The sequence below is a fragment of the Streptomyces sp. NPDC050211 genome, assembly GCF_040656035.1.
GTDB lineage: Bacteria > Actinomycetota > Actinomycetes > Streptomycetales > Streptomycetaceae > Streptomyces.
The window spans coordinates 53,074-78,428 of the sequence record NZ_JBFALC010000043.1 but is presented as its reverse complement, the minus strand read 5'-3'; the positions used below and the strand labels follow the sequence as shown (position 1 = coordinate 78,428).

Annotated in this window: 24 protein-coding genes and 1 riboswitch; of the genes, 15 read left to right on the top strand and 9 right to left on the bottom strand. The window is 69.3% G+C overall.

The window, feature by feature from the left end; all coding sequences use genetic code 11:
- Positions 1-116: 116 nt before the first annotated feature.
- Positions 117-1,091, top strand: coding sequence for a carbohydrate kinase family protein (locus tag AB0I98_RS33370; RefSeq protein ID WP_362948456.1), 975 nt, complete (start codon positions 117-119; stop codon positions 1,089-1,091).
- 90 nt (positions 1,092-1,181) lie between these two features.
- Here AB0I98_RS33370 and AB0I98_RS33365 read toward each other — a convergent pair whose 3' ends face one another.
- The gene (locus AB0I98_RS33365) at positions 1,182-2,561 is read right to left on the bottom strand and encodes an aminotransferase class V-fold PLP-dependent enzyme (protein WP_362948454.1); all 1,380 of its coding nucleotides are present in this window, start codon (positions 2,559-2,561) and stop codon (positions 1,182-1,184) included.
- A 259-nt stretch (positions 2,562-2,820) separates the two neighbouring features.
- Between AB0I98_RS33365 and coxB the strand changes: the two genes are divergently transcribed.
- From coxB to AB0I98_RS33345, 4 genes are all read left to right on the top strand, one after another.
- Positions 2,821-3,780, top strand: a complete 960-nt coding sequence (gene coxB / locus AB0I98_RS33360) for a cytochrome c oxidase subunit II (protein ID WP_362948453.1) — start codon at positions 2,821-2,823, stop codon at positions 3,778-3,780.
- Entirely contained in the window at positions 3,777-5,513 is a 1,737-nt protein-coding gene (gene ctaD / locus AB0I98_RS33355) for a cytochrome c oxidase subunit I (RefSeq protein ID WP_210576196.1), read from the top strand. Before coxB ends, ctaD begins: the two co-directional genes overlap by 4 nt.
- On the top strand, positions 5,510-5,908 hold the full coding sequence (locus AB0I98_RS33350; RefSeq protein WP_210576195.1) for a cytochrome c oxidase subunit 4: 399 nt from the start codon (positions 5,510-5,512) through the stop codon (positions 5,906-5,908). Before ctaD ends, AB0I98_RS33350 begins: the two co-directional genes overlap by 4 nt.
- 131 nt (positions 5,909-6,039) lie before the next feature.
- Positions 6,040-7,305 (top strand): Ig-like domain-containing protein, encoded by a 1,266-nt coding sequence (locus tag AB0I98_RS33345; protein ID WP_362948452.1) that lies wholly within the window; start codon positions 6,040-6,042, stop codon positions 7,303-7,305.
- Between the two features lie 9 nt (positions 7,306-7,314).
- Here the strand turns inward: AB0I98_RS33345 and AB0I98_RS33340 are convergent, their stop codons facing one another.
- Complete coding sequence (locus AB0I98_RS33340; RefSeq protein WP_210576193.1) at positions 7,315-7,716, bottom strand: response regulator transcription factor; 402 nt, start codon at positions 7,714-7,716, stop codon at positions 7,315-7,317.
- Positions 7,717-7,861: 145 nt separating this feature from the next.
- Between AB0I98_RS33340 and AB0I98_RS33335 the strand changes: the two genes are divergently transcribed.
- The 6 genes from AB0I98_RS33335 (at position 7,862) to AB0I98_RS33310 (ending at position 14,923) form a co-directional block, all read left to right on the top strand.
- A complete protein-coding gene (locus AB0I98_RS33335) occupies positions 7,862-8,482 on the top strand; it encodes a heme-copper oxidase subunit III (protein WP_362948450.1) in 621 nt (206 codons plus the stop codon).
- 68 nt (positions 8,483-8,550) lie between these two features.
- On the top strand, positions 8,551-9,360 hold the full coding sequence (locus AB0I98_RS33330; protein WP_362948449.1) for a c-type cytochrome: 810 nt from the start codon (positions 8,551-8,553) through the stop codon (positions 9,358-9,360).
- Positions 9,357-10,412 (top strand): Rieske 2Fe-2S domain-containing protein, encoded by a 1,056-nt coding sequence (locus AB0I98_RS33325; RefSeq protein ID WP_362948447.1) that lies wholly within the window; start codon positions 9,357-9,359, stop codon positions 10,410-10,412. Before AB0I98_RS33330 ends, AB0I98_RS33325 begins: the two co-directional genes overlap by 4 nt.
- Positions 10,409-12,046 carry a cytochrome bc complex cytochrome b subunit gene (locus AB0I98_RS33320; protein ID WP_362948446.1) on the top strand — a complete coding sequence of 546 codons (1,638 nt, stop codon included), beginning with the start codon at positions 10,409-10,411 and terminating at the stop codon, positions 12,044-12,046. Before AB0I98_RS33325 ends, AB0I98_RS33320 begins: the two co-directional genes overlap by 4 nt.
- 119 nt (positions 12,047-12,165) lie before the next feature.
- Complete coding sequence (gene trpD / locus AB0I98_RS33315) at positions 12,166-13,230, top strand: anthranilate phosphoribosyltransferase (RefSeq protein WP_362948444.1); 1,065 nt, start codon at positions 12,166-12,168, stop codon at positions 13,228-13,230.
- Between the two features lie 77 nt (positions 13,231-13,307).
- A riboswitch (SAM riboswitch) is annotated at positions 13,308-13,424 on the top strand.
- 131 nt (positions 13,425-13,555) lie between these two features.
- A complete protein-coding gene (locus AB0I98_RS33310) occupies positions 13,556-14,923 on the top strand; it encodes an aminotransferase class V-fold PLP-dependent enzyme (RefSeq protein WP_362948443.1) in 1,368 nt (455 codons plus the stop codon).
- On the opposite strand, the gene AB0I98_RS33305 is transcribed toward AB0I98_RS33310, so the two are convergent.
- The 7 genes from AB0I98_RS33305 to AB0I98_RS33275 form a co-directional block, all read right to left on the bottom strand.
- Positions 14,878-16,071 carry a glycerate kinase gene (locus AB0I98_RS33305; RefSeq protein WP_362948441.1) on the bottom strand — a complete coding sequence of 398 codons (1,194 nt, stop codon included), beginning with the start codon at positions 16,069-16,071 and terminating at the stop codon, positions 14,878-14,880. The two genes, AB0I98_RS33310 and AB0I98_RS33305, sit on opposite strands and share 46 nt — an antisense overlap.
- 10 nt (positions 16,072-16,081) lie before the next feature.
- A complete protein-coding gene (locus AB0I98_RS33300; protein WP_362948440.1) occupies positions 16,082-17,497 on the bottom strand; it encodes an SLC13 family permease in 1,416 nt (471 codons plus the stop codon).
- Positions 17,498-17,554: 57 nt separating this feature from the next.
- Positions 17,555-18,217: a response regulator transcription factor gene (locus AB0I98_RS33295; RefSeq protein ID WP_362948438.1), complete on the bottom strand. Its 663-nt coding sequence runs from the start codon at positions 18,215-18,217 to the stop codon at positions 17,555-17,557.
- Positions 18,214-19,704, bottom strand: a complete 1,491-nt coding sequence (locus AB0I98_RS33290) for a HAMP domain-containing sensor histidine kinase (RefSeq protein ID WP_362948436.1) — start codon at positions 19,702-19,704, stop codon at positions 18,214-18,216. Before AB0I98_RS33290 ends, AB0I98_RS33295 begins: the two co-directional genes overlap by 4 nt.
- Positions 19,637-19,933 (bottom strand): small secreted hydrophilic protein, encoded by a 297-nt coding sequence (locus AB0I98_RS33285; protein WP_362948434.1) that lies wholly within the window; start codon positions 19,931-19,933, stop codon positions 19,637-19,639. The genes AB0I98_RS33290 and AB0I98_RS33285 overlap by 68 nt, the downstream gene beginning before the upstream one ends.
- An 81-nt stretch (positions 19,934-20,014) precedes the next feature.
- Positions 20,015-20,296: an Lrp/AsnC ligand binding domain-containing protein gene (locus AB0I98_RS33280; protein ID WP_210576181.1), complete on the bottom strand. Its 282-nt coding sequence runs from the start codon at positions 20,294-20,296 to the stop codon at positions 20,015-20,017.
- Positions 20,293-21,030, bottom strand: coding sequence for a rhomboid family intramembrane serine protease (locus AB0I98_RS33275; RefSeq protein WP_362948433.1), 738 nt, complete (start codon positions 21,028-21,030; stop codon positions 20,293-20,295). Before AB0I98_RS33275 ends, AB0I98_RS33280 begins: the two co-directional genes overlap by 4 nt.
- Before the next feature lie 168 nt (positions 21,031-21,198).
- On the opposite strand from AB0I98_RS33275, the gene AB0I98_RS33270 reads away from it, so the two are divergent.
- The 4 genes from AB0I98_RS33270 (at position 21,199) to AB0I98_RS33255 (ending at position 25,304) form a co-directional block, all read left to right on the top strand.
- Complete coding sequence (locus AB0I98_RS33270; protein WP_037719539.1) at positions 21,199-21,438, top strand: hypothetical protein; 240 nt, start codon at positions 21,199-21,201, stop codon at positions 21,436-21,438.
- A 39-nt stretch (positions 21,439-21,477) separates the two neighbouring features.
- Positions 21,478-22,821, top strand: coding sequence for an NYN domain-containing protein (locus AB0I98_RS33265; RefSeq protein WP_362948432.1), 1,344 nt, complete (start codon positions 21,478-21,480; stop codon positions 22,819-22,821).
- A gap of 210 nt (positions 22,822-23,031) precedes the next feature.
- On the top strand, positions 23,032-24,066 hold the full coding sequence (locus AB0I98_RS33260; protein WP_362948466.1) for an NlpC/P60 family protein: 1,035 nt from the start codon (positions 23,032-23,034) through the stop codon (positions 24,064-24,066).
- 227 nt (positions 24,067-24,293) lie between these two features.
- The gene (locus AB0I98_RS33255; protein ID WP_362948431.1) at positions 24,294-25,304 is read left to right on the top strand and encodes an NlpC/P60 family protein; all 1,011 of its coding nucleotides are present in this window, start codon (positions 24,294-24,296) and stop codon (positions 25,302-25,304) included.
- The last annotated feature ends 51 nt before the right edge of the window (positions 25,305-25,355 follow it).

The following is a 25,355-nucleotide window of genomic DNA, read 5'->3' as shown; positions in this document are numbered from 1 at the left end:
CCGAGTCGGCGAAGAAAGATCTACTATCGGGTAGTTTTGGTCGCTTCAACGTCACCACGCCGACCCGGTAGCGTTAACTGTCAATCCGCCTCCGCATCCGTTGGAGATACCTAGCCGTGCGCATCGCAGTCACCGGCTCCATCGCCACCGACCACCTCATGACCTTCCCCGGCCGCTTCGCCGACCAGCTCGTCGCGGACCAACTGCACACGGTCTCGCTCTCCTTCCTGGTCGACAACCTCGACGTACGCCGGGGCGGGGTCGGCGCGAACATCGCCTTCGGCATGGGCCAGCTCGGCACCAAGCCGATCCTGGTCGGGGCCGCCGGCTTCGACTTCGACGACTACCGCTCCTGGCTCGGCCGGCACGGCGTCGACACCGACTCGGTCCGTATCTCCGAGACGCTGCACACCGCCCGCTTCGTGTGCACCACGGACGCCGACCACAACCAGATCGGCTCCTTCTACACCGGCGCGATGAGCGAGGCCCGTCTCATCGAGCTCAAGACCGTCGCGGACCGCGTCGGCGGCCTCGACCTGGTCCTGATCGGCGCCGACGACCCGGAGGCGATGCTCCGCCACACCGAGGAGTGCCGCTCCCGGTCCATCCCGTTCGCCGCCGACTTCTCCCAGCAGATCGCCCGCATGGACGGCGAGGAGATCCGGATCCTGCTGGACGGGGCGACGTACCTCTTCTCGAACGAGTACGAGAAGGGCCTCATCGAGTCCAAGACCGGCTGGACCGACGCGGAGATCCTCGCCAAGGTGGGCACCCGCGTCACCACGCTCGGCTCGCGCGGCGTCCGTATCGAGCGGGTCGGTGAGGACCCGATCGAGGTCGGCTGCCCCGAGGAGGAGCGCAAGGCCGACCCCACGGGCGTCGGCGACGCGTTCCGTGCCGGGTTCCTCTCCGGTCTTGCCTGGGGCGTCTCGCTGGAGCGCGCCGCGCAGGTCGGCTGCATGCTTGCCACGCTGGTCATCGAGACGGTCGGCACGCAGGAGTACCAGTTGCGCCGGGCGCACTTCATGGATCGGTTCACGAAGGCGTACGGGCATGACGCGGCCGAAGAGGTCAGGGCTCACCTGGGCTGACGCTCGACCACTCGTCTGCCGGGCAATCGAGCGTTGTCGTGTGCGGGGGCGTGGGGGCTGGTCGCGCAGTTCCCCGCGCCCCTGGGTGGGTCACGTCAACCGGCGGATCAGATACGCCGTTCCCTTCTCCGCCGGCTCTTCTCTTACGTACTCCTGGCCCCGCATCTCGCACCACGCCGGAATGTCCAGCCGTGCCGCCTCGTCGTCCGAGAGGACGCGGACCGTGCCGCCGACCGGGACGTCCCCGATGACCTTGGCGAGCTCGATGACGGGGATCGGGCACCGCTTGCCGAGCGCGTCCACGACCAGGGTGTCCTCCCGCACGGTCGTCGTCGCGGGTGTCGGCGCCCCTAGCTTCTCCCGGACCGCCGCCACGGCCCCCGGCAGCACCTCCAGGAACCGGTCGACATCCTCCGCCGGAGTCCCGGAGGGCAGCGAAACCCGCACGTTTCCCCCACTCAGCACCCCCATCGCCCTCAGCACATGGCTGGGCGTCAGCGTGCTGCTCGTGCAGGACGACCCGGACGACACGGAAAAACCGGCACGATCCAGCTCGTGCAGCAATGTCTCCCCGTCGACATAGAGACAGGAGAAGGTGACGATCCCGGGCAGCCGCCGTACCGGATCTCCCACCACCTCCACATCGGGCACCGACTCCGCCACCCGAGCCCGGATCCGCTCCGTCAACTCCCGTAGCCGTACCGCCTCCTGCGCCGCCTCCGCCCGCACCGCCCGCAACGAGGCCGCCGCCGCCACGATCCCCGGCAGATTCTCGAAGCCGGCCGCCCGCCCCGACTCCCGCTCGTCCACGGGCCCTTGAGCGGCGAACCGCACCCCCTTGCGCACCACGAGCAGCCCAACCCCCGACGGCCCACCCCACTTGTGCGCACTGGCTGCCAACAGCGACCACTCACCCTCGACCGGCCTCCACCCCAGCGACTGCGCCGCATCCACCAGCAACGGCACCCCGGCCTCCCGGCACAACTCCGCCACAGCGGCAACCGGCTGCTCCGTCCCCACCTCATGGTTGGCCGACTGCAGACAGGCGAGCGCGGTATCGGGCCGAAGAGCGGCGCCGTATGCCTGAGGCGGGACCGCGCCCATCCGATCCACGGCCACCTGCGTCACCGTCCCGCCGTCCGCCTCATGCGCATCGGCCGAATGGAGCACCGAGGAATGTTCGACCGCTGACACGATCAGGTGACGCCCCACCCGCCGCCGCCCCGCCAACGCCCCCGAGATTCCCGAGTGCACAGCCCGCGTACCGGACGACGTGAACACCAGCTCATCAGGCCGGCACCCCACAACCTCAGCAGCAGCCTCCCGAGCAGCATCCAACAACAACCGAGCCCGCCGCCCCTCGCGGTAGAGCCGGGACGGATCGGCCCACCCCTCATCAAGAGAGGCCTGCAAGGCCTGCCGAGCAACAGGATGAAGGGGAGCGGCCGAAGCGGCATCAAAGTAGGACACACAGCAACGCTAAACCGCCGCTCACTGCAACGCCCTAAAGGGGCGCGGGGAACTGCGCGACCAGCCCCAACGCACCCGCACCCGCCAAACCAGCGACCCGCCCGAGTAAGTAGGCACCCCTCCCCGCGAACCGTCGGAGACAGTCGGCTAGGGTTTGGTCCGCATAAACATCCAAACCCCTGCCCGACGCAGGGCGGCGACCGACCAGCGAGAAGGCCGCAGCCAATACGCGCGGGCGAGACTCTCGGGAAGGCGCTACGTGAGTCCCTACGGCTCCGACCGCTCGCCGCGGCGCCCGATGCGGCGGAAGCTGCTGCAGGCACTGACCGCGGGCTTGGTCCTGGCGACTGCAACCGGTTGCACATACGAGGACTTCCCCCGCCTTGGTATGCCCACCCCCACCACTGAAGAGGCTCCGCGGATCCTCTCCCTGTGGCAGGGATCGTGGGCCGCCGCGCTCGCCACCGGCGTGCTGGTCTGGGGCCTGATCCTGTGGAGCACCATCTTCCACCGGCGCAGCCGCACCAAGGTCGAGGTTCCTCCGCAGACTCGGTACAACATGCCGATCGAGGCGCTGTACACGGTGGTCCCGCTCATCATCGTCTCGGTCCTCTTCTACTTCACGGCCCGCGACGAGTCCGAGCTCCTCAGCCTCAAGAAGAAGCCGGACGTCACCGTCAACGTCGTCGGCTTCCAGTGGAGCTGGGGCTTCAACTACGTCGAGAACGTCGACGGTTCCACCGGCGACGCGAAGACCGACAAGAACCTGGCCGCGATCCCGGACCGGTTCAAGGAGGACTTCCCGGCGAACGCCGGCGGTGTCTACGACGTCGGCACGCCCGGCACGCGGAACCCGCAGACCGGCAACCCGGGCCCCACCCTGTGGCTGCCCAAGGGCAAGACGGTCCGCTTCGTCCTCACCTCGCGTGACGTCATCCACTCCTTCTGGGTGGTGCCGTTCCTGATGAAGCAGGACGTCATCCCGGGCCACACCAACTCCTTCCAGGTGACCCCCAACAGGGAGGGCACCTTCCTGGGCAAGTGCGCCGAGCTGTGCGGCGTCGACCACTCCCGGATGCTGTTCAACGTGAAGGTCGTCTCCCCGGAGCGCTACGAGCAGCACCTCAAGGACCTCGCCAAGAAGGGGCAGACCGGTTACGTTCCCGCCGGCATCGCGCAGACGAGCCACGAGAAGAACCGGGAGACGAACAACCTGTGAGCATCCTCAACGAACCCCAGGGTGCCGCCGCAGCGGAGTCCCACTACACGGACGAGCTGCCGGTCAGGCGCAAGCAGCCCGGCAACGTCGTGATCAAGTGGCTCACCACCACTGACCACAAGACGATCGGAACGCTCTACCTCGTCACGTCGTTCGCGTTCTTCTGCATCGGTGGCGTGATGGCGCTCTTCATGCGCGCCGAGCTGGCCCGTCCGGGCCTGCAGATCATGTCGAACGAGCAGTTCAACCAGGCGTTCACGATGCACGGCACGATCATGCTGCTGATGTTCGCGACGCCGCTGTTCGCCGGCTTCACGAACTGGATCATGCCGCTGCAGATCGGTGCCCCCGATGTGGCGTTCCCGCGGCTGAACATGTTCGCCTACTGGCTGTACCTGTTCGGCTCGCTGATCGCGGTGGGCGGCTTCCTCACCCCGCAGGGCGCGGCCGACTTCGGCTGGTTCGCCTACTCCCCGCTGTCGGACGCGGTCCGCTCGCCGGGCATCGGCGCCGACCTGTGGATCATGGGCCTGGCCTTCTCCGGCTTCGGCACCATCCTCGGCGCGGTCAACTTCATCACCACCATCATCTGCATGCGCGCCCCGGGCATGACCATGTTCCGCATGCCGATCTTCGTGTGGAACGTGCTGCTCACCGCGGTGCTGGTGCTGCTGGCCTTCCCGGTCCTCGCGGCCGCGCTGTTCGCCCTGGAGGCGGACCGAAAATTCGGTGCGCATATCTTCGACTCCGCCAATGGCGGGGCCTTGCTATGGCAACACCTCTTCTGGTTCTTCGGCCATCCAGAGGTGTACATCATCGCGTTGCCATTCTTCGGAATCATTTCCGAAGTCATCCCGGTCTTCTCCCGCAAGCCGATGTTCGGCTACATGGGCCTGATCGGCGCGACCATCGCGATCGCGGGTCTGTCCGTGACGGTGTGGGCCCACCACATGTACGTCACCGGCGGCGTATTGCTTCCGTTCTTCTCCTTCATGACGTTCCTCATCGCCGTACCGACCGGCGTGAAGTTCTTCAACTGGATCGGAACGATGTGGAAGGGCTCCTTGTCCTTCGAGACACCGATGCTGTGGGCGGTCGGCTTCCTGATCACCTTCACCTTCGGTGGTCTGACCGGCGTCATCCTGGCCTCGCCGCCGATGGACTTCCACGTCTCGGACTCGTACTTCGTGGTGGCGCACTTCCACTACGTCGTCTTCGGCACCGTCGTCTTCGCGATGTTCGCCGGCTTCCACTTCTGGTGGCCGAAGTTCACCGGCAAGATGCTCGACGAGCGCCTCGGCAAGATCACCTTCTGGACGCTGTTCGTCGGCTTCCACGGCACCTTCCTGGTCCAGCACTGGCTGGGCGCGGAGGGCATGCCGCGTCGGTACGCGGACTATCTCGCGGCCGACGGCTTCACGGCCCTGAACACGATCTCGACGATCAGCTCGTTCGTGCTCGGCCTGTCGATCCTGCCGTTCTTCTACAACGTGTGGAAGACCGCCAAGTACGGCAAGCCCGTCGAGGTCGACGACCCGTGGGGCTACGGCCGTTCGCTGGAGTGGGCGACGTCCTGCCCGCCGCCGCGGCACAACTTCCTCACCCTGCCGCGGATCCGCAGCGAATCCCCGGCCTTCGACCTGCATCACCCCGAGATCGCCGCCCTCGACCAGCTCGAGAACGCGCCTCACGGTGAGAAGGCTCTCGCGGGCGGCAAGGAGGCCGGCAAGTGAAGATCCAGGGCAAGATGTTCATGTGGCTGAGCGTCTTCATGCTCGCCATGGCGATCGTCTATGGCGTGTGGTCGAAGGAGCCGGCCGGTACCACGGCCCTCTTCCTGGCCTTCGGCCTGAGCATCATGATCGGCTTCTACCTGGGCTTCACCGCCAAGCGGGTCGACGTGGGCGCCCAGGACAACAAGGAGGCGGACGTCGCGGACGACGCCGGCGAGGTCGGGTTCTTCAGCCCGCACAGCTGGCAGCCGCTCTCCCTCGCGGTCGGCGGCGCGCTCGCCTTCCTGTCGATCGCGATCGGCTGGTGGCTGATGTACTTCTCGGCGCCGCTGATCCTGGTGGGCCTGTGGGGCTGGGTCTTCGAGTACTACCGCGGTGAGAACCGCACCCAGTAACACACACCGAGCGCTCCGGGGCCCGGACACTCCGTCAAGGAGGGTCCGGGCTCCTCCTTTTGCCGCAATCGCGTTCCCCCGTACGGGCCACCCAGCGCGCCACCGTTGACGAGGCTTCCTAGCGTGAAGCCATGAACGACTCACCCCGCACCACCCGCACCGCGGTCGGCTGCACGCTGCTCGTGATGGCCCTCGGCGCGGGCGTCACCGGCTGCGGCAGCGACGGCAACCCGCTGTCCGCCGCACCTTACGACGCGGCGGACCAGATCGCCTTCAACGGCTCCTCCAAGGGCGGGAAGAAGGCCGACCCGGACAAGCCCCTGGAGGTCGTCGCGGAGGGCTCCGAAGGGCGCATCACGGATGTCACGGCCCGGGACGGCAGAGGCAGGTTCGTGGCCGGCGAGCTCGCCGCCGACGGCAGCCGCTGGCACAGCACCTCACCGCTGGCCGCCAACGCCCACTACACCGTCCGGGTGAGCACGGAGGACGAGGACGGGGCGCCCGGCCGCAAGGTCCTCCGCTTCGACACCGGCAAGCCCCTCACCAAGAAGCGCCTGAAGGTGGAGTTCGGGCCGCGGGCGGGCAAGTACGGCGTCGGCCAGCCCATCACGGCCGAACTCGACCAGCCCATCAACCTCAAGGCCCAGCGCGCCATCATCGAACGGGCCCTCAAGGTCGAGTCCACGCCCGCGGCGGAGGGCGCCTGGCACTGGGTGGACGACCGCAAACTCCACTACCGCCCCAAGGAGTACTGGCCCACCCACGCCACCATCCGGGTCCGCAGCACCCTGGAGGGCATAAAGATCAGCGACCGGCTCTGGGGCGGCGAGACGAAGCCGCTGAAACTCACCACCGGCGACAAGGTCATCGCCGTCACGGACGCCTCGTCCCACTCCATGACGGTCTACAAGAACGGCGAGGCGATCAACCAGATCCCCGTCACCACCGGCAAGCCCGGCTTCGAGACCCGCAACGGCGTCAAGGTCGTACTCGGCAAGGAGTACTTCGTACGCATGCGCGGCACCAGCATCGGTATCGCCGAGGGCTCCTCGGAGTCGTACGACCTGCCCGTCTACTGGGCCACCCGCGTCACCTGGAGCGGCGAGTACGTCCACGCCGCCCCCTGGTCCGTCGGCTCCCAGGGCTACGCCAACGTCAGCCACGGCTGCACCGGCATGAGCACCGGCAACGCCGCCTGGTTCTACGAGAACGTCCGCGAGGGCGATCTCGTCGAGGTCGTCAACTCCTACGGCGACACCATGGAACCCTTCGGCAACGGCTTCGGTGACTGGAACCTCCAGTGGAAGCACTGGCGCAAGGGCAGCGCCCTCGTCAAGGGCAACCCGGAGGGCCCGGCCCCGGAGGACGCGGCACGGCTCAGGCCGGCGGCTGTGTGAGGCGCCCCGTCAGGCGCTCAGCGCCTTGTTGTCCCGCAGCAAGGAAGCCAGCGCCGCGGCGAACTCCACCGGATCCACCGGCAAGGTCACCGCCGCCTCCGCCCGGCTCCACGTAGCCAGCCACGCATCCTGCGGCCGCCCCATCAGCACCAGCACGGGCGGGCAGTTGAACACCTCGTCCTTGATCTGACGGCAGAGCCCCATGCCCCCCATCGGCACGGCCTCACCGTCCAGCACACAGACGTCGATGCCGCCCTTGTCCAACTCGGCGATCACCGCCGCAGGCGTGGCGCACTCCAGGAACTCGACCAGGGGGACATCGGGAGCCGGCCGCCGGCCGGAGGCCAACCGCACCTGCTCGCGGGTGTTGGAGTCGTCGCTGTAGACCAGCACCGTGGCGGTCGGCTGCATGGTTCCTCCGTGACATCAGCGTCGTAAGGATCAGGCCCGTTGGGCCGGATGCTACTCCCTTCAACACCACGTCAACACCGGTACGGGCGGTAGAGACACTCCGAACGGCACCCCCGGAGTGAGGGCGGGATAAGCGACCGACATAATGTCGGTCGTGGCGACAGCAACGACAGTAGACAAGGGTCACGCGCACCCGTCGGTCAATCGACCGAACCTCACCAGCGTCGGAACCATCATCTGGCTGAGTTCCGAGCTGATGTTCTTCGCGGCCCTCTTCGCGATGTACTTCACCCTGCGATCGGTGACCGGGCCGGATCACTGGAAGGAGATGGCGTCCAGCCTGAACTTCCCGTTCTCGGCGGCCAACACCACGATCCTGGTGCTCTCCTCCCTCACCTGTCAGCTCGGCGTGTTCGCCGCCGAGCGCGGGGATGTGAAGAAGCTCCGGGGCTGGTTCATCGTCACCTTCGTCATGGGCGCGATCTTCATCGGCGGTCAGGTCTTCGAGTACACGGAGCTGGTCAAGCACGAGGGTCTCTCGCTCTCGTCCGACCCGTACGGCTCGGTGTTCTACCTGACCACCGGTTTCCACGGCCTGCACGTGACGGGTGGCCTCATCGCCTTCCTGTTCGTCCTCGGCCGCACCTACGCGGCCAGAAGGTTCACTCACGAGCAGGCGACCGCCGCCATCGTCGTGTCCTACTACTGGCACTTCGTCGATGTCGTCTGGATCGGCCTCTTCGCCACGATCTACATGATCAAGTAGCCGGGGCCGCGGTCCCGCACCGTTTTCCAGAAGCATCGACGCAGAAGATCCTGACACCGGGGTAATCCGTGAAAAAGCTCTCCGCACGACGACGCCATCCGCTGGCGGCGGTCGTCGTTCTACTCCTCGCGCTGGCATGCACCGGGGGGCTGTACGCCGTGTTCGCACCCGCGGACAAGGCGCAGGCCGATGAAACAGCCCAGTCCCTCGCCATCGACGAGGGCAAGAAGCTCTACGCCGTCGGCTGCGCCAGCTGCCACGGCACCGGCGGTCAGGGCACCACCGACGGTCCGAGCCTGGTGGGCGTGGGCGCCGCGGCCGTCGACTTCCAGGTGGGCACCGGCCGTATGCCGGCCCAGCAGCCGGGCGCACAGGTCCCGAAGAAGAAGGTCGTCTACTCGCAGGCCGAGATCGACCAGCTCGCGGCCTACATCTCCTCGCTGGGTGCCGGCCCGTCCGTCCCCACCGAGCGGCAGTACAACCCCGAGGACGCCGACATCGCCAAGGGCGGTGAGCTGTTCCGCACCAACTGCGCGCAGTGCCACAACTTCACCGGCAAGGGCGGCGCGCTCACGCACGGCAAGTTCGCACCCGACCTCGAGGGCGTCTCCCCGAAGCACATCTACGAGGCCATGCAGACCGGCCCGCAGAACATGCCTTCGTTCCCCGACACCATCCTGTCGGAGCAGAACAAGAAGGACATCATCGCGTACCTCGACGCGGTCAACAGCGACGACACCGAGAGCCCCGGCGGCCTCGAGCTGGGCGGACTGGGTCCGGTCAGCGAGGGTCTGTTCTCGTGGGTCTTCGGACTCGGCGCACTGATCGCGGTCGCCGTCTGGGTCGCCGCTCGGACCGCAAAGGCCAAGAAGTCATGAGTAGCCAAGACATTCCAGAAGAGAACCTGCCCGCTGAGCAGGACACGCACGGCGCAGTAGGCGTCGCGGACGAGAAGCACCCGTTCGCGGACCCCGGCCTGCCGCCCCACGAGCACCGGGTGCAGGACATCGACGAGCGGGCCGCCAAGCGGTCCGAGCGCACGGTGGCCATGCTGTTCACGGTGTCGATGCTGGCGACCGTCGGCTTCATCGCCGCCTATGTGACGATCCCCGCCGACAAGTCGGTCTACATCTTCCCGCTGGGCCACATCAGCGGGCTGAACTTCGCGCTGGGCATGACGCTCGGCATCGCCCTCTTCGCCATCGGCGCCGGCGCGGTCCACTGGGCCCGCACGCTGATGTCGGACGAGGAGATGGTCGACGAGCGCCACCCGATCGAGGCGGAGCCCGAGGTCAAGGCCAAGGTCATGGCCGACTTCAAGCAGGGCGCCAAGGAGTCCGCGCTGGGCCGCCGCAAGCTGATCCGCAACACGATGTTCGGCGCGCTGGCCCTGGTCCCGCTCTCCGGCATCGTCCTGCTGCGCGACCTCGGCCCGCTGCCCGAGACCAAGCTCCGCCACACCAGCTGGCGCCGGGGCCTGCTGCTCGTCAACATGAACACCAACGAGCCGCTGCGTCCCTCCGACGTCGCCGTCGGCTCGCTCACCTTCGCCAAGCCCGAGGGCCTGGAGGAGCACGACCACGACTTCCAGGTCAACATCGCCAAGGACGCCCTGATGATCGTCCGGATCCAGCCGGGCGACATCAAGGACAAGCGCGAGCTGGAGTGGTCCCACGAGGGCATCGTGGCGTACTCGAAGATCTGCACCCACGTCGGTTGCCCGATCTCCCTGTACGAGCAGCAGACGCACCACGTGCTCTGCCCCTGCCACCAGTCCACCTTCGACCTCTCCGACGGTGCCCGAGTGATCTTCGGTCCCGCCGGTCACGCCCTGCCGCAGCTGCGCATCGGCGTGAACGACGAGGGCTACCTCGAGGCGCTCGGCGACTTCGAAGAGCCCGTCGGTCCTGCATTCTGGGAGCGCGGATGAGTACTGCGACCAACAAAGAGTCCCGCGACCGCGGGAAGGCACCGGGCGGCGAGCGCGTAGCCGACTGGGCCGACGGCCGGCTGGGGATCTACTCCCTCGCCAAGACCAACATGCGCAAGATCTTCCCCGACCACTGGTCGTTCATGCTGGGCGAGATCTGCCTGTACAGCTTCATCATCATCATCCTCACGGGCGTGTATCTGACGCTGTTCTTCCACCCGTCGATGAACGAGGTGGAGTACCACGGCAGTTACGTCCCGCTGCAGGGCCAGCTGATGTCGGAGGCGTTCAGCTCCACGCTGCACATCTCCTTCGACGTCCGCGGCGGTCTGCTCATCCGGCAGATCCACCACTGGGCGGCGCTGGTCTTCCTGGCCGGCATGTTCGTGCACATGATGCGCGTGTTCTTCACGGGCGCGTTCCGCAAGCCGCGTGAGATCAACTGGCTGTTCGGCTTCCTGCTGTTCGTCCTGGGCATGTTCACCGGTTTCACCGGCTACTCGCTCCCGGACGACCTGCTCTCCGGCACCGGTGTCCGCTTCATGGAGGGCGCGATCCTGTCCGTGCCGATCGTCGGCACGTATCTGTCGTTCTTCCTCTTCGGCGGGGAGTTCCCGGGCGGCGACTTCGTGGCCCGCTTCTACTCGATCCACATCCTGCTACTGCCGGGCATCATGCTCGGGCTGGTGGTCGGCCATCTGATCCTGGTCTTCTACCACAAGCACACGCAGTTCGCGGGCCCCGGCCGGACCAACAAGAACGTCGTCGGCATGCCGCTGCTGCCGGTCTACATGGCCAAGGCCGGAGGCTTCTTCTTCCTGGTCTTCGGTGTCATCGCGGTCATCTCGGCGATCGCCACGATCAACCCGATCTGGGCCCTGGGCCCCTACCGACCGGACCAGGTGTCCACCGGCGCTCAGCCCGACTGGTACATGGGCTTCTCCGAAGGCCTGATCCGTGTCATGCCGGGCTGGGAGGTCAACTTCTGGGGGCACACGCTCGTCCTGGGCGTGTTCATCCCACTGATGATCTTCCCGCTGGTGCTGGTCGCCATCGCGGTCTACCCGTTCATCGAGTCCTGGGTCACCGGCGACAAGCGCGAGCACCACATCCTGGACCGCCCGCGCAACGCGCCGACCCGTACGGCCTTCGGCGTCGCCTGGATCACCTGGTACATGGTGCTGCTGATCGGTGGTGGAAACGACCTCTGGGCCACCCACTTCCATCTGTCGATCAACGCCATCACCTGGTTCGTCCGCATCGGGTTCTTCGTCGCCCCGGTGATCGCGTTCGTCATCACCAAGCGGATCTGCCTCGGCCTCCAGCGCCGGGACCGGGAGAAGGTGCTGCACGGCCGTGAGTCGGGCATCATCAAGCGCCTGCCGCACGGTGAGTTCATCGAGGTGCACGAGCCGCTCAGCCAGGACGCGCTGTACACCCTCACCGCGCACGAGCAGTACGAGCCGGCCGAGATCGGCCCGACGGTCGACGAGAACGGTGTCGAGCGCAAGGTGAAGGGCTCCGAGAAGCTGCGCGCGAAGCTCAGCAAGGCGTACTACGGCGAGGAAGCCCAGATCCCCAAGCCGTCCGTCGAGGAGTACAAGGAGATCACGAGCGGCCACGGCCATCACTGATCGCTGCGCCAGCCACGTCACGGTCGAAGGGCCCCGTCCGGTGTTCGGACGGGGCCCTTCGCTGTGCCCGCGGCTGGATAGGGTGGGAGCACACTCTTCTACGACCCACAGGAGCGGCTATGAGCGCTGTGACCCCCGCTGGAGGCGACATCGCGGCGGGCCGTTCCTGGCCCGAGGTGCTGAACGGGCTGCTGGAGGGCCGTGACCAGAGTGCCGATGACACGGCCTGGGCGATGGACCGGATCATGCGTGGTGAGGCGACCGACGCGCAGATCGCCGGGTTCGCGGTGGCGCTGCGTGCCAAGGGCGAGACCGTGGAGGAGATCGCCGGGCTCGTGCGGACGATGTACGAGCACGCGAATGTGATCGAGGTGCCGGGGCACACGGTCGACATCGTCGGCACGGGCGGTGACGGCGCCAAGACGGTGAACATCTCCACCATGTCCTCGATCGTCGTCGCCGGCACCGGCGCGAAGGTCGTCAAGCACGGCAACCGGGCCGCGTCCTCGGCGTCCGGGGCCTCGGACGTCCTGGAGAAGCTCGGCGTCAATCTGGAGCTGACGCCGCAGCGGGTCGCAGAGGTCGCCGAGGAGGCCGGGATCACCTTCTGCTTCGCGGTGAAGTTCCATCCGGCGCTGCGTCATGTGGCAGCGGCACGCGGCCAGTTGGGGATCCGGACGACGTTCAACTTCCTGGGCCCGCTGACCAACCCGGCCAAGGTGAGGGCGCAGGCCGTCGGCGTCGCGGACCTCCGCATGGCGCCGATCGTGGCCGGCGTCTTCGCCGAGCGCGGCAACTCGTCCCTGGTGTTCCGCGGCGACGACGGCCTGGACGAGCTGACCACGACGGCCACCTCCCGGGTGTGGATCGTCCGCGACGGCAAGGTCACCGAGGAGTCCTTCGACCCGCGGGACGTCGGCCTCGAACTGGTGCCGGTGCAGGCCCTCCGCGGCGCCGACGCGTCCTTCAACGCCGAGGTCGCCCGGCGCCTCCTGGACGGCGAGACGGGCCCGGTGCGGGACGCCGTACTGCTGAACTCGGCGGCCGCCCTGGTGGCCCTGGATCCGACCGGTGCCCCGCTCGCCGAGCAGATCCGCGCCGGGATGGAGAAGGCGGCGGAGTCGATCGACTCCGGGGCGGCGAAGCTGACGCTGGAGCGCTGGGTGGCCGCGAGCCACAAGTAGCGCGAAGCGCGAGGAGACGTCCCGCGATCCGGACACGGGTTGCGGGACGTCGATCATTTGACGTAATTTCCTGCCCAGGTCATGAGTGACAGTCATGAGGCCCCGGCCGACTGTCCGGCAACCCTCCGTCCGTGGCGGGGTGCCCCGGGTGAAGACCAGGCCGTGTGCAGCAAGGCTCACGGCAAGCGCGGACCCCTCGCGATACACCAGGGGTCCTGGGTCGATCGAGGGAGTCTTCCGTGAGCAAGCGAATGCGATAGGGCCGCCGAGCCCCGCCTCCGCACACCCTTCTTCTCTTCTCGCCCACCCTCACGGGAGTTCCGTCATGTCTGTCTCCACCGCTGCCCTCGACCGATCCGTTTGTGCCCCGCTGCCCGTTCTCGGCCGGGATGTCACCGTCCCGCTCGTCACCGGCGGCGAGGTCACCTACGCCGCGCTCGACTACGCGGCCAGCGCCCCCGCCCTCCAGCGCGTCTGGGACGACGTGGCGGCGTACGCGCCGTACTACGGCAGCGTGCACCGCGGAGCCGGCTACCTCTCCCAGCTGTCGACCGACCTCTTCGAGAACGCCCGCGCCACGGTGGCCGAGTTCCTCGACTGCCGCGCCGACGACCAGCTGGTCTTCACCCGGTCCACCACCGACTCGCTCAACCTGCTCGCCGCCGCGCTCCCCGCCGACTGCCAGGTCTTCGTCTTCGAGACCGAGCACCACGCCTCGCTGCTGCCGTGGCAGGACGCCCACGTCAGCTACCTCAACGCACCCCGCACCCCGCGCCAGGCCGTCGAGACCCTGGAGCGCGCCCTCGCCGAGCGGGACCTCGATGGCCCGGCACTGGTCTGTGTCACCGGCGCCTCGAACGTCACCGGCGAGCTGTGGCCCGTACAAGAACTGGCCGCGGTGGCGCACGCGCACGGCGCACGGATCGTCCTGGACGCCGCTCAGCTGGCCCCGCACCACCCGGTGTCCGTGCAGGACCTCGACGTCGACTGGGTCGCGTTCTCCGGGCACAAGCTGTACGCCCCCTTCGGCTCCGGCGTCCTGGCCGGCCGGGCCGACTGGCTGCGTGCGGCCGAGCCGTATCTCGCGGGCGGCGGTGCCAGCCGGAAGGTCACCCGGCGCGCGGACGGGGGAGTGGACGTGGAGTGGCACGACACGGCCGCCCGGCACGAGGCGGGCTCCCCGAACGTCATCGGCGCCTACTCCATCGCCTCCGCCTGCAAGGCCCTGACGGAGGCGGGCTTCGACACCCTGGTGGCCCGTGAGCAGCACCTGATCGCGCAGGTCAGGGAAGGCCTCGCCGAGGTCCCGGACGTGCGCGTCCTCTCGCTCTTCGGCGACGACGCCCCCCGCGTCGGCGTCATCTCCTTCGTCGTCGACGGCTGGAACAGCTCGCACTTCGCCGCCGCCCTCTCCGCCGAGTACGGCATCGGCGTCCGCGACGGCCTGTTCTGCGCCCACCCCCTGGTCCGCACCCTGCTCGGCAGCGACCCGCAGACCCAGGGCGAGTGCGGCGCCCCCGAGGCCGCGCCCGGCGAGAAGTCCCTCAACGCGATCCGCGTGAGCTTCGGCGCGGGCACGCCGGACGAGCATGTCGAGCGTTTCGTGACGGCCGTCAAGGAGCTCGTGCGGGACGGCGCCCAGTGGAACTACCGTACGGAGGACGGGCGTTGCGTTCCCGACACCTCCGCGTGAACCGGTAGCCGGGCGCCCAGCAGGATCATCCTCAGCGCGCGCTCGGTGGCGTCGGTGAGCAGTTCCGAGGCCCGCACCAGGGCCTCGGCCAGAGCCATCGGCGCCGGCAGGATCCCGCTGCACGCGTCCACGCCCGGCACCTCGTGCGCGCCCTCGCCGAGGGTGCCCGCCAGCGCGAGCACCGGGCGTCCGTGCAGCTTGGCCCGCCGTGCCACCTCGGCGGGGACCTTCCCGCGCGGCGTCTGGTGGTCCAGGGCGCCCTCGGCGGTGACCACCAGGTCGGCGCGGGCCAGCCGGGCGTCCAGGTCGAGGTGGTCGAGCAGGACGTCGAAGCGGGGCAGCAGACGGGCGCCGAGTGCGGCGAGACCGGCACCCAGGCCACCGGAGGCGCCGGTGCCGGGACCGCCGTACAGATCGGTGCCGGTGACGGCCAGGTCGCGGGTGAGGACCTCGGCCCAGTTCTCCAGGCCGGCCGACAACTCCTCCACCTGCGCGGGCGTCGCCCCCTTCTGTGGTCCGAAGACCCGGGCCACGCCCCGCTCTCCGCACAGCACGTTGTACGGGTTGCAGGCGACGAGCAGCTCGACCTGTCGCAGGCGCGGGTCGAGGCCGGACCCGTCGATCCGGCGCAGGCGGCTCAACTCACGGCCACCGTGGGGGAGTTCGAACCCGTCCGCGTCCAGCAGCCGGGCCCCGAGCGCCTGGAGTGCGCCCGCGCCCCCGTCCGACGTACCCGAGTCGCCGCAGCCGACCAGGATCCGCCGTACGCCGGCGTCGAGCGCGGCGCGGATCAGCTCGCCGACGCCGTACGTCGTGGTGGCGCCCGGGTCGCGCAAGGCAGGGGGGACGAGGGAGAGGCCGGCCACCGCGGCCATCTCCACGACCGCCGTGTCCTCGGAACCGAGCAGCGCGAAGTGGGTGCTGAGGGTTTCGCCCACCGGGCCCGTGGCGGGCAGCGCGACGAGCCGCCCCCCGGTGGCGGCGGCCAGCGCGGCCGCGGTGCCCTCGCCGCCGTCCACCAGGGGGATGAGGTCGAGGTCGGCGTCCGGGAGAACCCGGCGGACGCCGTCCGCGATGGCGTCGGCGGCGGCCTGGGCGGACAGGGACTCCTTGAAGCCGCTGGGCGCTACGACGACTCGAGTCAGCATGGGGGGTCTCCTAGCGGGTCAGCGGGACGCCGAGCAGCGGCCATACCGCGACGGCGAAGAGCAGGACGAGCGCCGCCGTCAGCGGTGCCAGGACGGCGGACAGACGCAGCAGGTCGCGGGGTGTGTAGGTGGGGGTGCCGGGGATCTCCGCAAAGAGCGTGACCGGTTTGGCCGAGGCCGGGAGCGTGTGGCAGAAGCCCGCGGCGGCGGTGGACGCCAGGGCGGCGGCGACCGGGTTGACCCCGGCGCCGACGGAGGCCGCCACGACCAGCGGGACCAGCACCGACGAGCGGGCCGAGCGTGACTGGAGTACCAGGTGTGCGGCCGTGCTGACCGCGATCACGACCGCCAGGAAGACGGTCGGGGTGACCCCCGCGGGCAGCCCCGAGACCAGCCACTTCGCCGCGCCCGAGTCGGCGAGCGCGACGCCCATCGCCATGGTCGCCGCCATGAACAGCAGCAGTGACCACGGCACCGTCTTCAGGGCGTCCTTCAGGCGTACGGTGCCCAGCGCGGGCGAGGCTGCCACGACCGCGCCGATCAGCGCGACGACCGCGGGCGGCACCCGGTGCAGCGGCTCACAACACCACAGCAGCACGACCGTGCCGAGCAACAGCGCGCACCGCGTCTCGGCCTGCGTCCAGGGACCGGTGACCGGGGTGTCGGTGTGCCGCTGGATCTCCTCGGCGGTGATGTGCACGGGACCCCGGCGCTCCGCGCGGCGGGTGGTCGTCAGCAGAACGGCCTCCGCGGCCAGGTGGGAGGAGGCCACGGCCAGCGGCAGCCCCAGCAGCAGCCACTCGGTGAACCCGATCCGCTCGCCGGCCGCCTCCCACAGCACCGACACGGTGATCAGGTGTGCGCCCGCCCCGATCAGTGTCGCCACCGCCGACAGAAGGATCACGGTCGGGAACAGCAGCGCCAGCATCACGACCAGTCGTTTCCGGTCGGCGAGCGCCTTGGCGAGGGCCAGGAAGACCGGTAGCGCGAGCGCCGCCCGGCCCGAGGTCGCCGGTACCGCGAACGCCGTGACCACCAGCGCGGCCGTCGTCAGATGCACCAGCTGCCGTACCGTGCGGGCCCCGCCGACCAGGAACGCCGCCGCACGCCCGGCGAGCCCGGTCCGGGCCACCGCCGCCGCCAGCACGAAGGCACAGATCAGCAGCCACACCGTGGAGTCGCCGAGGGTGCCGAACAGGGTGTCGCTGCTGATCACCCCGGTGACCGTGAGAGCGAGTCCGGCGCCCAGCGCGATGTACGTGTCGTCGATCGGCGTACCGATCCAGGCGCATGTCGCCAGCGCGAACACGACGAGGGTCAGCCGTGCCTCCCCGCCAAGACCGGGGAAGTTGCCCGGGACCGCGAACAGTGCGCAGAGGGACAGCGCCACGCACAGGGCGGCGGTGAGGCGGAGGTTCAGGGTCACGTCATCGAGAGTTCACCCGGGCCGTGAGTCTGCGATGAGCCGTGGATGAAGGGAACTTCACGCGGGCAGCCGGTACCCCATGCCACGGACCGTCTCCAGCCGCTCGGCCCCCAGCTTCCTGCGCAGCGTCCGCACATACACGTCCACGATGTTGGAGCCCGGGTCGAAGTCGTAGCCCCACACGTGCGACAGGATCTGCTCACGGGAGAGCACCTGGCCCGGATGGCGCAGGAAGAGTTCCAGCAGGACGAACTCACGGGCCGTCAGGTCGACCGTGCGTTCCCCGGCCCGTGCCCTGCGGGTCCGCAGGTCCAGGCTCAGCGTGCCGGACCTGAGCACCGTCACCTCCGGCGCGCGGGCCGCCGTACGCAACCTGAGGCGCACCCGGGCAAGGAGTTCCTCGAAGCGGAACGGCTTGGTCATCCAGTCGTCGGCGCCGCCCTCCAGACCGGCCACCGTGTCCCGCACCGAGTCCCGTGCGGTCAGCACGATCACCGGGACGGTCACCCGGGCCTCGCGCAGCTGCCGCAGCACGGTGAAGCCGTCCTGGCCGGGCAGGCCGATGTCCAGGACGACCAGGTCGAAGCTGCCGGTCAGGGCGTACTCGTAGCCCGCGTCGCCGTCGCCGACGACGGTCGTGGTGAAGCCGTTGGCGCGCAGGCCCTTCTCCACGAAGGAGGCGATGCGCTCCTCGTCCTCGACGATGAGAATGCGGTTCACGTGTGTGCCTCTTCCAGGGTGAGTACGAAGGTGGCGCCGCCGCCCTCGGTGTCGTGCAGGCGGATCCGGCCGCCGTGCGCCTCCGCGATCGCCCGCACGATCGACAGGCCGAGCCCCGCGCCCGAACCCCGGGCGCCCCGCCGGGCCGAGCCCCGCCGGAAGCGATCGAAGATCACCTCGACGTCCTGTGGCTGGACGCCGGGCCCGGAGTCGGCGACGTACAGCTCGATGCGCTGCCCTTCGGCGCGGGAGCCGATGCGGACGGTCTGGCCGGGTGTGGTGTGCTGCACGGCGTTCTGCGCGAGCTGCACCATGGCCTGGGTGATCCGCTGGGCATCCAACTCGCTCTCCCGGTCGGCGACTTCGGCGAGCTTCCAGTCGCGGTCGCCGAGGGTGCGGGCCTTGACGTAGACATCGGCGGTGAGTTCGGCGAGCTGGACCGGCTCGGGGGTGACGAAGTCGGGGCGCTCCGCCTTGGCGAGCAGCAGCAGGTCCTCCACGATCCGGCTCATCCGGTCCAGTTCGTCGGTGACGAGGCGGATGGTCTCCTCCCGCTCTGCGGGATCGTCGCCCATCAGCTCCAGATGGCCCCGGACGATGGTGATCGGGGTGCGCAGCTCGTGGCCGGCGTCGTCGACGAACTCGCGCTGGGCGGCGAAGGCACGCTCCAGCCGGTCGAGCATCGCGTTGAACGTCTCGGCGAGGGCCGCGATGTCGTCGTGGCCGTGCACCGGGATACGGCGGGTGAGGTCCTGTTCGGTGAGCTGTGCGGCGGCGGTCCGCACCAGTCGTACCGGCTTCAGGATCCGTCCGGCGACCACCCAGCCGATGCCGGTCGTCAGTAGCAGCGCGACCCCGGAGATGGCGAGCAGGATGCGGAACACCTCGTCCGCGCGCGCCTGTTCACGCTCCGGGTGGAAGGCGACGACGAACGCCGCATCGGGTGCGCTGCCGTGCCGCGCGACGGCGACCTTGGCCCAGCGGATCGCGCCGGAGGGCCGGTCCAGGGTGCCGGTGGAGTCGGGGGAGTCGAAGATCCGGCGCCGGGCGTCGGCGTCCTTGTGCAGGGGCACGGCGACCGGGATGTCGCGTGGCTGGCGGATCTGCGCCGGATCGCGGTCCGCCCGGCCGACCAGGCCGATCAGCTCCTCGTCCAAGTCGACGTACTGCCGCTCCAGGAAGACCGTGAGCAGCCGGGCGGGGTCGGTGAAGGGGTGGCCCGTCGCCGGGTCGACGCCGCGTTCCTCGAAGTTGGTGAACTCGCCCGCCTCCTGGGCGAGCAGGCCGCCGATCCGGTGGTCGGTGTCACGCAGCAGGATCGAGCGGGTCGTGGTGGCCACCGAGGCGAGCGCGACCGCCATCACGAACAGCAGCCACAGCAGGATGCGGACTCGGGCGGTGATCCGGCGGGGCGGGCCGTCAGCCGTCGCCGGGCCCGTCGTCGCCGGGTCCGCCGTCCGATCCGTCCTGGCCTCGGTCGTCGTCATCGTCGTCCCCCGAGGGGCTGTCGGTCACCTCGGGCCGCGAGACCACCGCGTCGCTCGGGGTGGGCTCGGGCCGGGTGGGCGGGGCCGAGGGCGAGCCGCTGTCCAGCTCCACTTGGGAGGGGACCTTCGGGGACTGCGGGCTGTCGGCGAGAGCGAAACTGGTCGCGGCGATACCGAGGGGGATCACCACGACGGCGGCGAGGGTCGCCAACCGGCGGGAGAAGACCATGGGCCCGATCCTGGGTGTTTCTCCCGGCGGCCCGGATGAGTCCAGGATGAAGAACTCTTCATCCTGGAAGGCGCGGGACCCTCAGTTGTCGAGCCCGATCGCGAACGCCGCCTCCAGGTCGTGCTGGGAGTACGTCCGGAACGCCACGTGCGTGTCGGTGCCCTCCACGCCGGGGATCTTGCTGATGCGGCCGGGGATGACGTCGGCCAGGTCCTCGTGCTCCTTCACCCGGACCATGGCGATCAGGTCATACGTGCCGGTGACGGAGAAGACCTCACTGACGGAGTCCAGCGCCGCGATCGACTCCGCGATCTCGGGGATCCGGTCCACGCTGGTCTTGATGAGCACGATCGCGGTGATCACGGCTGTTTCTCTCCCTCGGGGGCGGGCTTCGCTGCGGTGCGCCTCACTCTAGTGGTACGGCCGAATCGGGCCCACGCGTAACAGAGGCCCAGGCCGAAGCCGGTCAGATGGGCCAGGTAGGCCACGCTCGGGCCCTGGGAGTGGCGGGCCGCGGCCAGCCACTGCAGCGCCGCCCAGAAGGGCAGGACCACCCAGGCCGGGAAGCGCAGCGGGAGGAAGAAGAGAAACGGGAGGAGACTGGTCACCCGGGCTCCGGGGAACAGGTACAGGAACGCACCGAGGACTGCCGAGATCGCCCCGGACGCACCGACCAGGGACTGCTCGGAGTCGGCGTTGGCAGCCGCGTAGGCCAGTAGGGCCAGATAGCCGCAGCCGACGTAGAAGAGGGTGAACTGCATGCGGCCCATCCGTTCCTCGGTCATCGCTCCGAAGACATAGAGGAAGAGCATGTTGCCCAGCAGATGCACCCAGCTGCCGTGGACGAACAGGGCCGTGGCCGGAGTGAGGGCGGCCCGCGGGGAGCCCTCGAACAGTTCTGCGGGGACCACCCCCCAGCGATGGAAGTAGTCCCGCTGGGCGGCGAGCAGCGTGTCGCCGGAGCCGTACGCCGGATTGAGCCCGGCCGCCGGGCCGGCCAGGAAGAGCAGACAGCAGGCGGCGATCAGGGTGTACGTCATCGGGGCCGACGGGATCCGGATGGCTTTGACCGCCGATGCGCTCCAGTTGCCGATCATGACCCCAGAGCATGACGTAACGGGACTCAGCAGCACAGACCGCCTCGCCGCCGGACCGGCCCGGTGGACGGACGGGCGTCGAGTACGCGCCAGGCCGTAGGGTTACGAGCCACACGCATCAGGGAAGCTGGCGTGACACGGACACTAGAAGGAAAGCGAACAGTCACGATGACGGTTCCCCTGCCGACCGCCTCCACGCGGTGGCGCTGCACCCTCTGCGGCAATCTCACGCGCTTCGACGTGACCCGCTCGTCGAAGGTCGTCGAGTACGTCCACCTTGATCTTGCCGGGGAGCCGAAGGTGGAGGAGCGCGAAGTGGTCAGTGAGACGATCGAATCGGTGCGCTGTCGCTGGTGCAACGCGGTGGACCAGGTGGAACTCGTGGACAGGCCGGGCGCCGGCTCCTGACGGGAGAGCGGCCCCCGCACAGCTAATGGGGTGTGACGGATGGTGGAGAGCGAAAGCGGGGGGCCGGGCGACGGCGCCGCTGAGGTGCTCGACCGTCCGCTGCCCGACGGAGTGCGCCGCCGGGTCGTGCAGATCGTCTCGGACGGTTTCGGCGGGCTGACCGTCGCCGAACTGCCCGCCCAGCTGCGGCAGTACGCCCGGTTCGCCCCCAATCGCCGGGCCAAGTTCGCCGGCAACGCGATGGCGGCCGCCCTGGAGACCGATCCGCTGTTCCGGCAGCGCATCGGCGAGAAGTTCAGAGAGACGCAGCCGGAGCTGTCCGGCGCCCTCGACTCAGGCTCGCCGCCCCCGGCCGCGGACCCGCTCGACGTGGCGGCCGCGGCCTATGTACTGCGTCCCACCGGCTGGGTGAAGCTGGTGACCGCGGCCGGCGAGGAGGCCCAGCGCGCCGACGCCGAGCGGGCCGACGAGGAGAACCGCGCCGAACTGGAGCGGCTGCGCACCGAACTCGACCAGGCCCGTGAGCACACCCGGGCCGAGGCCGAGCGGCTGCGCACCGAGCTGGACTCGGCGAAGAAGGAAGCCGATTCGCTGCACCGCAAGCTGCGCGCCGCCCTCAGTGACGTCAAGCGGGGCGAGGCGGCGCTGCGCAAGGTGCACGGCGAGATGGAGGCCGTACGCGCGGAGACGCAGGCGCAGGTGTCCGCCGCGGAGAGCGAGAGCCGGCGGCTCAAGGCGCGGCTCGGGGAGGCGGAGGCCGCCCTGGAGGCCACGCGCCGGGCGGCCAGGGAGGGCCGCAGCGTCGAGGACATGCGGGTACGGCTGCTGCTGGACACCGTGCTCGACGCGGCCCAAGGGCTGCGGCGGGAGCTGGCGTTGCCGCCGGTTTCGGTACGTCCGGCCGAGACCGTGGATGCGGTCGAACCGGGACGAATGACGCCGAAAGACATCGCGGCACGGGCGTTGTCCGAAAACGACCCCGCGATCCTCGATCAGCTGCTGGCGCTGCCGCAGGCGCATCTGGTCGTCGACGGCTACAACGTCACCAAGACCGGCTATCCCCAAATGCCCCTGGAGAAGCAGCGGTTGAGGCTGCTCGGGCAGCTCTCGCAGCTCGCCGCGCAGACCGGCGCCGAGGTGACCTGTGTCTTCGACGGGGCCGAGCTGGCCGCGCCGGTGTTGCTCGCGCCGCCGCGCGGAGTGCGGGTGCTGTTCTCCAAACCGGGCGTCACCGCGGACGAGTTGATCCGCCAGCTGGTGCGCGCGGAGCCGCCGGGGCGTCCGGTCATCGTCGCCTCGACCGACCGCGAGGTGGCCGACGGGGTCGCGAAGGCGGGCGCCCGACCCGTGGCGTCTGCGGTGCTTCTCAAGCGACTGTCCTGAAGGTCAACGTACAGACTCAATGCCCGAATTGGCTGATCTGTCACGCAACGTAGTGTCAATCGTGCATCACCGCATGTGAGTTGCGGGTAAAGAATGCGATCCGTAACCGGGATATTTCGCCCAGGGATTTGATCTGATCACAGCTGTGTCACTAGGGTCTGGCTTCGAACCTCCGAGCGGGTGATCACTCTCAAGAAGGAGTTCGCCTCCGTGGCGTCCCATCGTCGACTCAAGCAGCCCAGTCGCACGCGCGTGACCGTGCTGACCACCGCGGCCGCTGCCGCCGTAGCCCTCAGCTCGCAGGCCGCCAACGCCGCGCCGAGCGAGAAGCCGAGCAAGGACGAGGTCAAGGCCAAGGTCGACAAGCTCTACGAAGAGGCGGAGCACGCCACCGAGAAGTACAACGGGGCCAAGGAGAAGCAGGAGAAGCTCCAGAAGGAGGTCTCCACCATCCAGGACAACGTGGCCCGCGGTCAGGAAGACCTCAACGAGCTGCGTGACTCCATGGGTCTGGCGGCCGCCGCCCAGTACCGCACCGGCTCCATAGACTCCTCCCTCCAGCTCTTCCTGTCGTCGAACCCGGACGACTACCTGGACAAGGCGTCCACCGCCGATCAGCTCAGCTCCCAGCAGGTCGAGCAGCTGAAGAAGATCCAGGAGAAGCAGCGCGAACTCGCCCAGGACCGCGCCGAGGCCTCCGACAAGCTCAAGGACCTCGCCGCCACCCGCACCGAGCTGGGCAGCCAGAAGAAGGAAGTCCAGGCCAAGCTCGCCGAGGCGCAGAAGCTGCTCAACACGCTGACGGCCGCCGAGAAGGCCGCCCTCGCCGCCGCGGACGAACGTGCCAGCCGCTCCGCCTCCGAGCGCGTGGACCTCGGTAACACCGCCCCCGCCTCCGGCCGGGCCATGGCCGCCTTCCAGGCCGCCCAGTCCAAGATCGGCTCGCCCTACGTCTACGGCGCCTCCGGCCCGTCCTCCTTCGACTGCTCCGGCCTGACCTCCTGGGCCTTCGCCCAGGCCGGCGTCTCCATACCGCGCACCTCGCAGGCACAGGCCGGCGCCGGTACGCAGATCTACTCGCAGAGCGATCTCAAGGTCGGCGACCTGGTCATCTTCTACGGCGACCAGCACCACGTCGGCTTCTACGCGGGCAACGGCCAGATACTGCACGCCCCCCGCACCGGCACGGTCGTGCGCTACGAGTCGATCAACAACATGCCGTTCCAGTTCGGCGTCCGGATCTGAGCCCTCTTCCGGCCTAGCAAGATCAGGACACCGTGCCGCCCGTTCGGGCGAATCACCACCACCGAGCCTGACCCCGCGCCCCGCCCATGACCTGCGTCTGAGGCGGGGCGTCACTTTGTGTGTCCGCGAAGGTCTTTGGCCGTCACCCCACCACGGGGCTACTGTCTGCCGCGCTTCCCCCTGCCGGGGAAGGTCCTTGTCCGCCAGCGGAAGGAATGCGGCTTCCTGTGGGGTCTCATCGTCGCCTTGCACCGACCGGATTCGACCGTGGCGCCAGTGCCGCGGTCTGTGTGCTGTCCGCCGCCGCCGCGGCCCTGGGCGTGATTCCGGCGGAAGCCACGCCGTACGACGACACCCGTGCCGAGGTGGACCGCCTCTACGGGGAGGCCGAGAAGGCCACCGAGGCCTACAACAAGGCCGACGAGCGCGCCGACAAGCTGCGCAGGCAGGTCACCGGCGCCCAGGACCGGATCGCCCGGCAGCAGGAGAGCATCAACACCATGCGGGAGGCGCTCGGTTCGCTGGCCGGCGCCCAGTACCGCTCCGGCGGCATCGACCCCTCCCTCGCCCTGCTGTTCTCCGACAACCCGGAGGACTACCTCGACAAGGCGTCCGTCCTCGACCGGATCACCGCCCACCAGGCGGGCGAGCTGAAGGACCTCCAGGACGCGATGCGCGTCCTCGGCCGGGAGCGCGCCGAGGCGACCCGGAAACTCGCCGAGCTGGAGAAGAGCCGCAAGGCCGTCGCCGCGCACAAAAAGACCGTCGAACGCAAGCTCGCCAAGGCGCGGCAGCTGCTCAACTCCCTGCCGGACGCCGAGCGCGCCGCCTACGACCGCGCCTCCCGCTCCGGCCGCTCCGACCTGCCCGACCTCGGCGGCGCCGTCCCGCCCTCGGGCCGCGCGGCAGCCGCCGTCGCCGCCGCCATGTCCGCGGTGGGCAGGCCGTACGTCTGGGGCGCCAACGGCCCCACCGGCTTCGACTGCTCGGGCCTGATGCAGTGGTCGTACGCGCAGGCCGGAGTCGCCCTGCCCCGCACCTCGCAGGCCCAGGCCGGATCGGGCACCCGGGTCCCCCTGTCCGAGGCCCAGCCCGGCGACCTCGTCACCTACCACGACGCCTCCCACATCGGGATGTACATGGGCAACGGCCAGGTGATCCACGCGCCGTACCCCGGCGCACCGGTGCGCTACGACCCGGTCGGGATGATGCCCGTCAACTCGGTCACGAGGATCTGACGGAGTCGCTGAACGGAGTCGTTGAACGGGGTCTGACCCGTACTCGACAGC

Bases quoted from the DNA above. Each gene is read 5' to 3' on its own strand.
- AB0I98_RS33345 (WP_362948452.1), top strand. From the start codon at position 6,040: ATGAACGACTCACCCCGCACCACCCGCACCGCGGTCGGCTGCACGCTG.
- AB0I98_RS33340 (WP_210576193.1), bottom strand. From the start codon at position 7,716: ATGCAGCCGACCGCCACGGTGCTGGTCTACAGCGACGACTCCAACACC.
- AB0I98_RS33335 (WP_362948450.1), top strand. From the start codon at position 7,862: ATGTCGGTCGTGGCGACAGCAACGACAGTAGACAAGGGTCACGCGCAC.
- AB0I98_RS33325 (WP_362948447.1), top strand. From the start codon at position 9,357: ATGAGTAGCCAAGACATTCCAGAAGAGAACCTGCCCGCTGAGCAGGAC.
- AB0I98_RS33320 (WP_362948446.1), top strand. From the start codon at position 10,409: ATGAGTACTGCGACCAACAAAGAGTCCCGCGACCGCGGGAAGGCACCG.
- trpD (WP_362948444.1), top strand. From the start codon at position 12,166: ATGAGCGCTGTGACCCCCGCTGGAGGCGACATCGCGGCGGGCCGTTCC.
- AB0I98_RS33310 (WP_362948443.1), top strand. From the start codon at position 13,556: ATGTCTGTCTCCACCGCTGCCCTCGACCGATCCGTTTGTGCCCCGCTG.
- AB0I98_RS33305 (WP_362948441.1), bottom strand. From the start codon at position 16,071: ATGCTGACTCGAGTCGTCGTAGCGCCCAGCGGCTTCAAGGAGTCCCTG.
- AB0I98_RS33290 (WP_362948436.1), bottom strand. From the start codon at position 19,704: ATGACGACGACCGAGGCCAGGACGGATCGGACGGCGGACCCGGCGACG.
- AB0I98_RS33285 (WP_362948434.1), bottom strand. From the start codon at position 19,933: ATGGTCTTCTCCCGCCGGTTGGCGACCCTCGCCGCCGTCGTGGTGATC.
- AB0I98_RS33275 (WP_362948433.1), bottom strand. From the start codon at position 21,030: ATGATCGGCAACTGGAGCGCATCGGCGGTCAAAGCCATCCGGATCCCG.
- AB0I98_RS33270 (WP_037719539.1), top strand. From the start codon at position 21,199: ATGACGGTTCCCCTGCCGACCGCCTCCACGCGGTGGCGCTGCACCCTC.
- AB0I98_RS33265 (WP_362948432.1), top strand. From the start codon at position 21,478: ATGGTGGAGAGCGAAAGCGGGGGGCCGGGCGACGGCGCCGCTGAGGTG.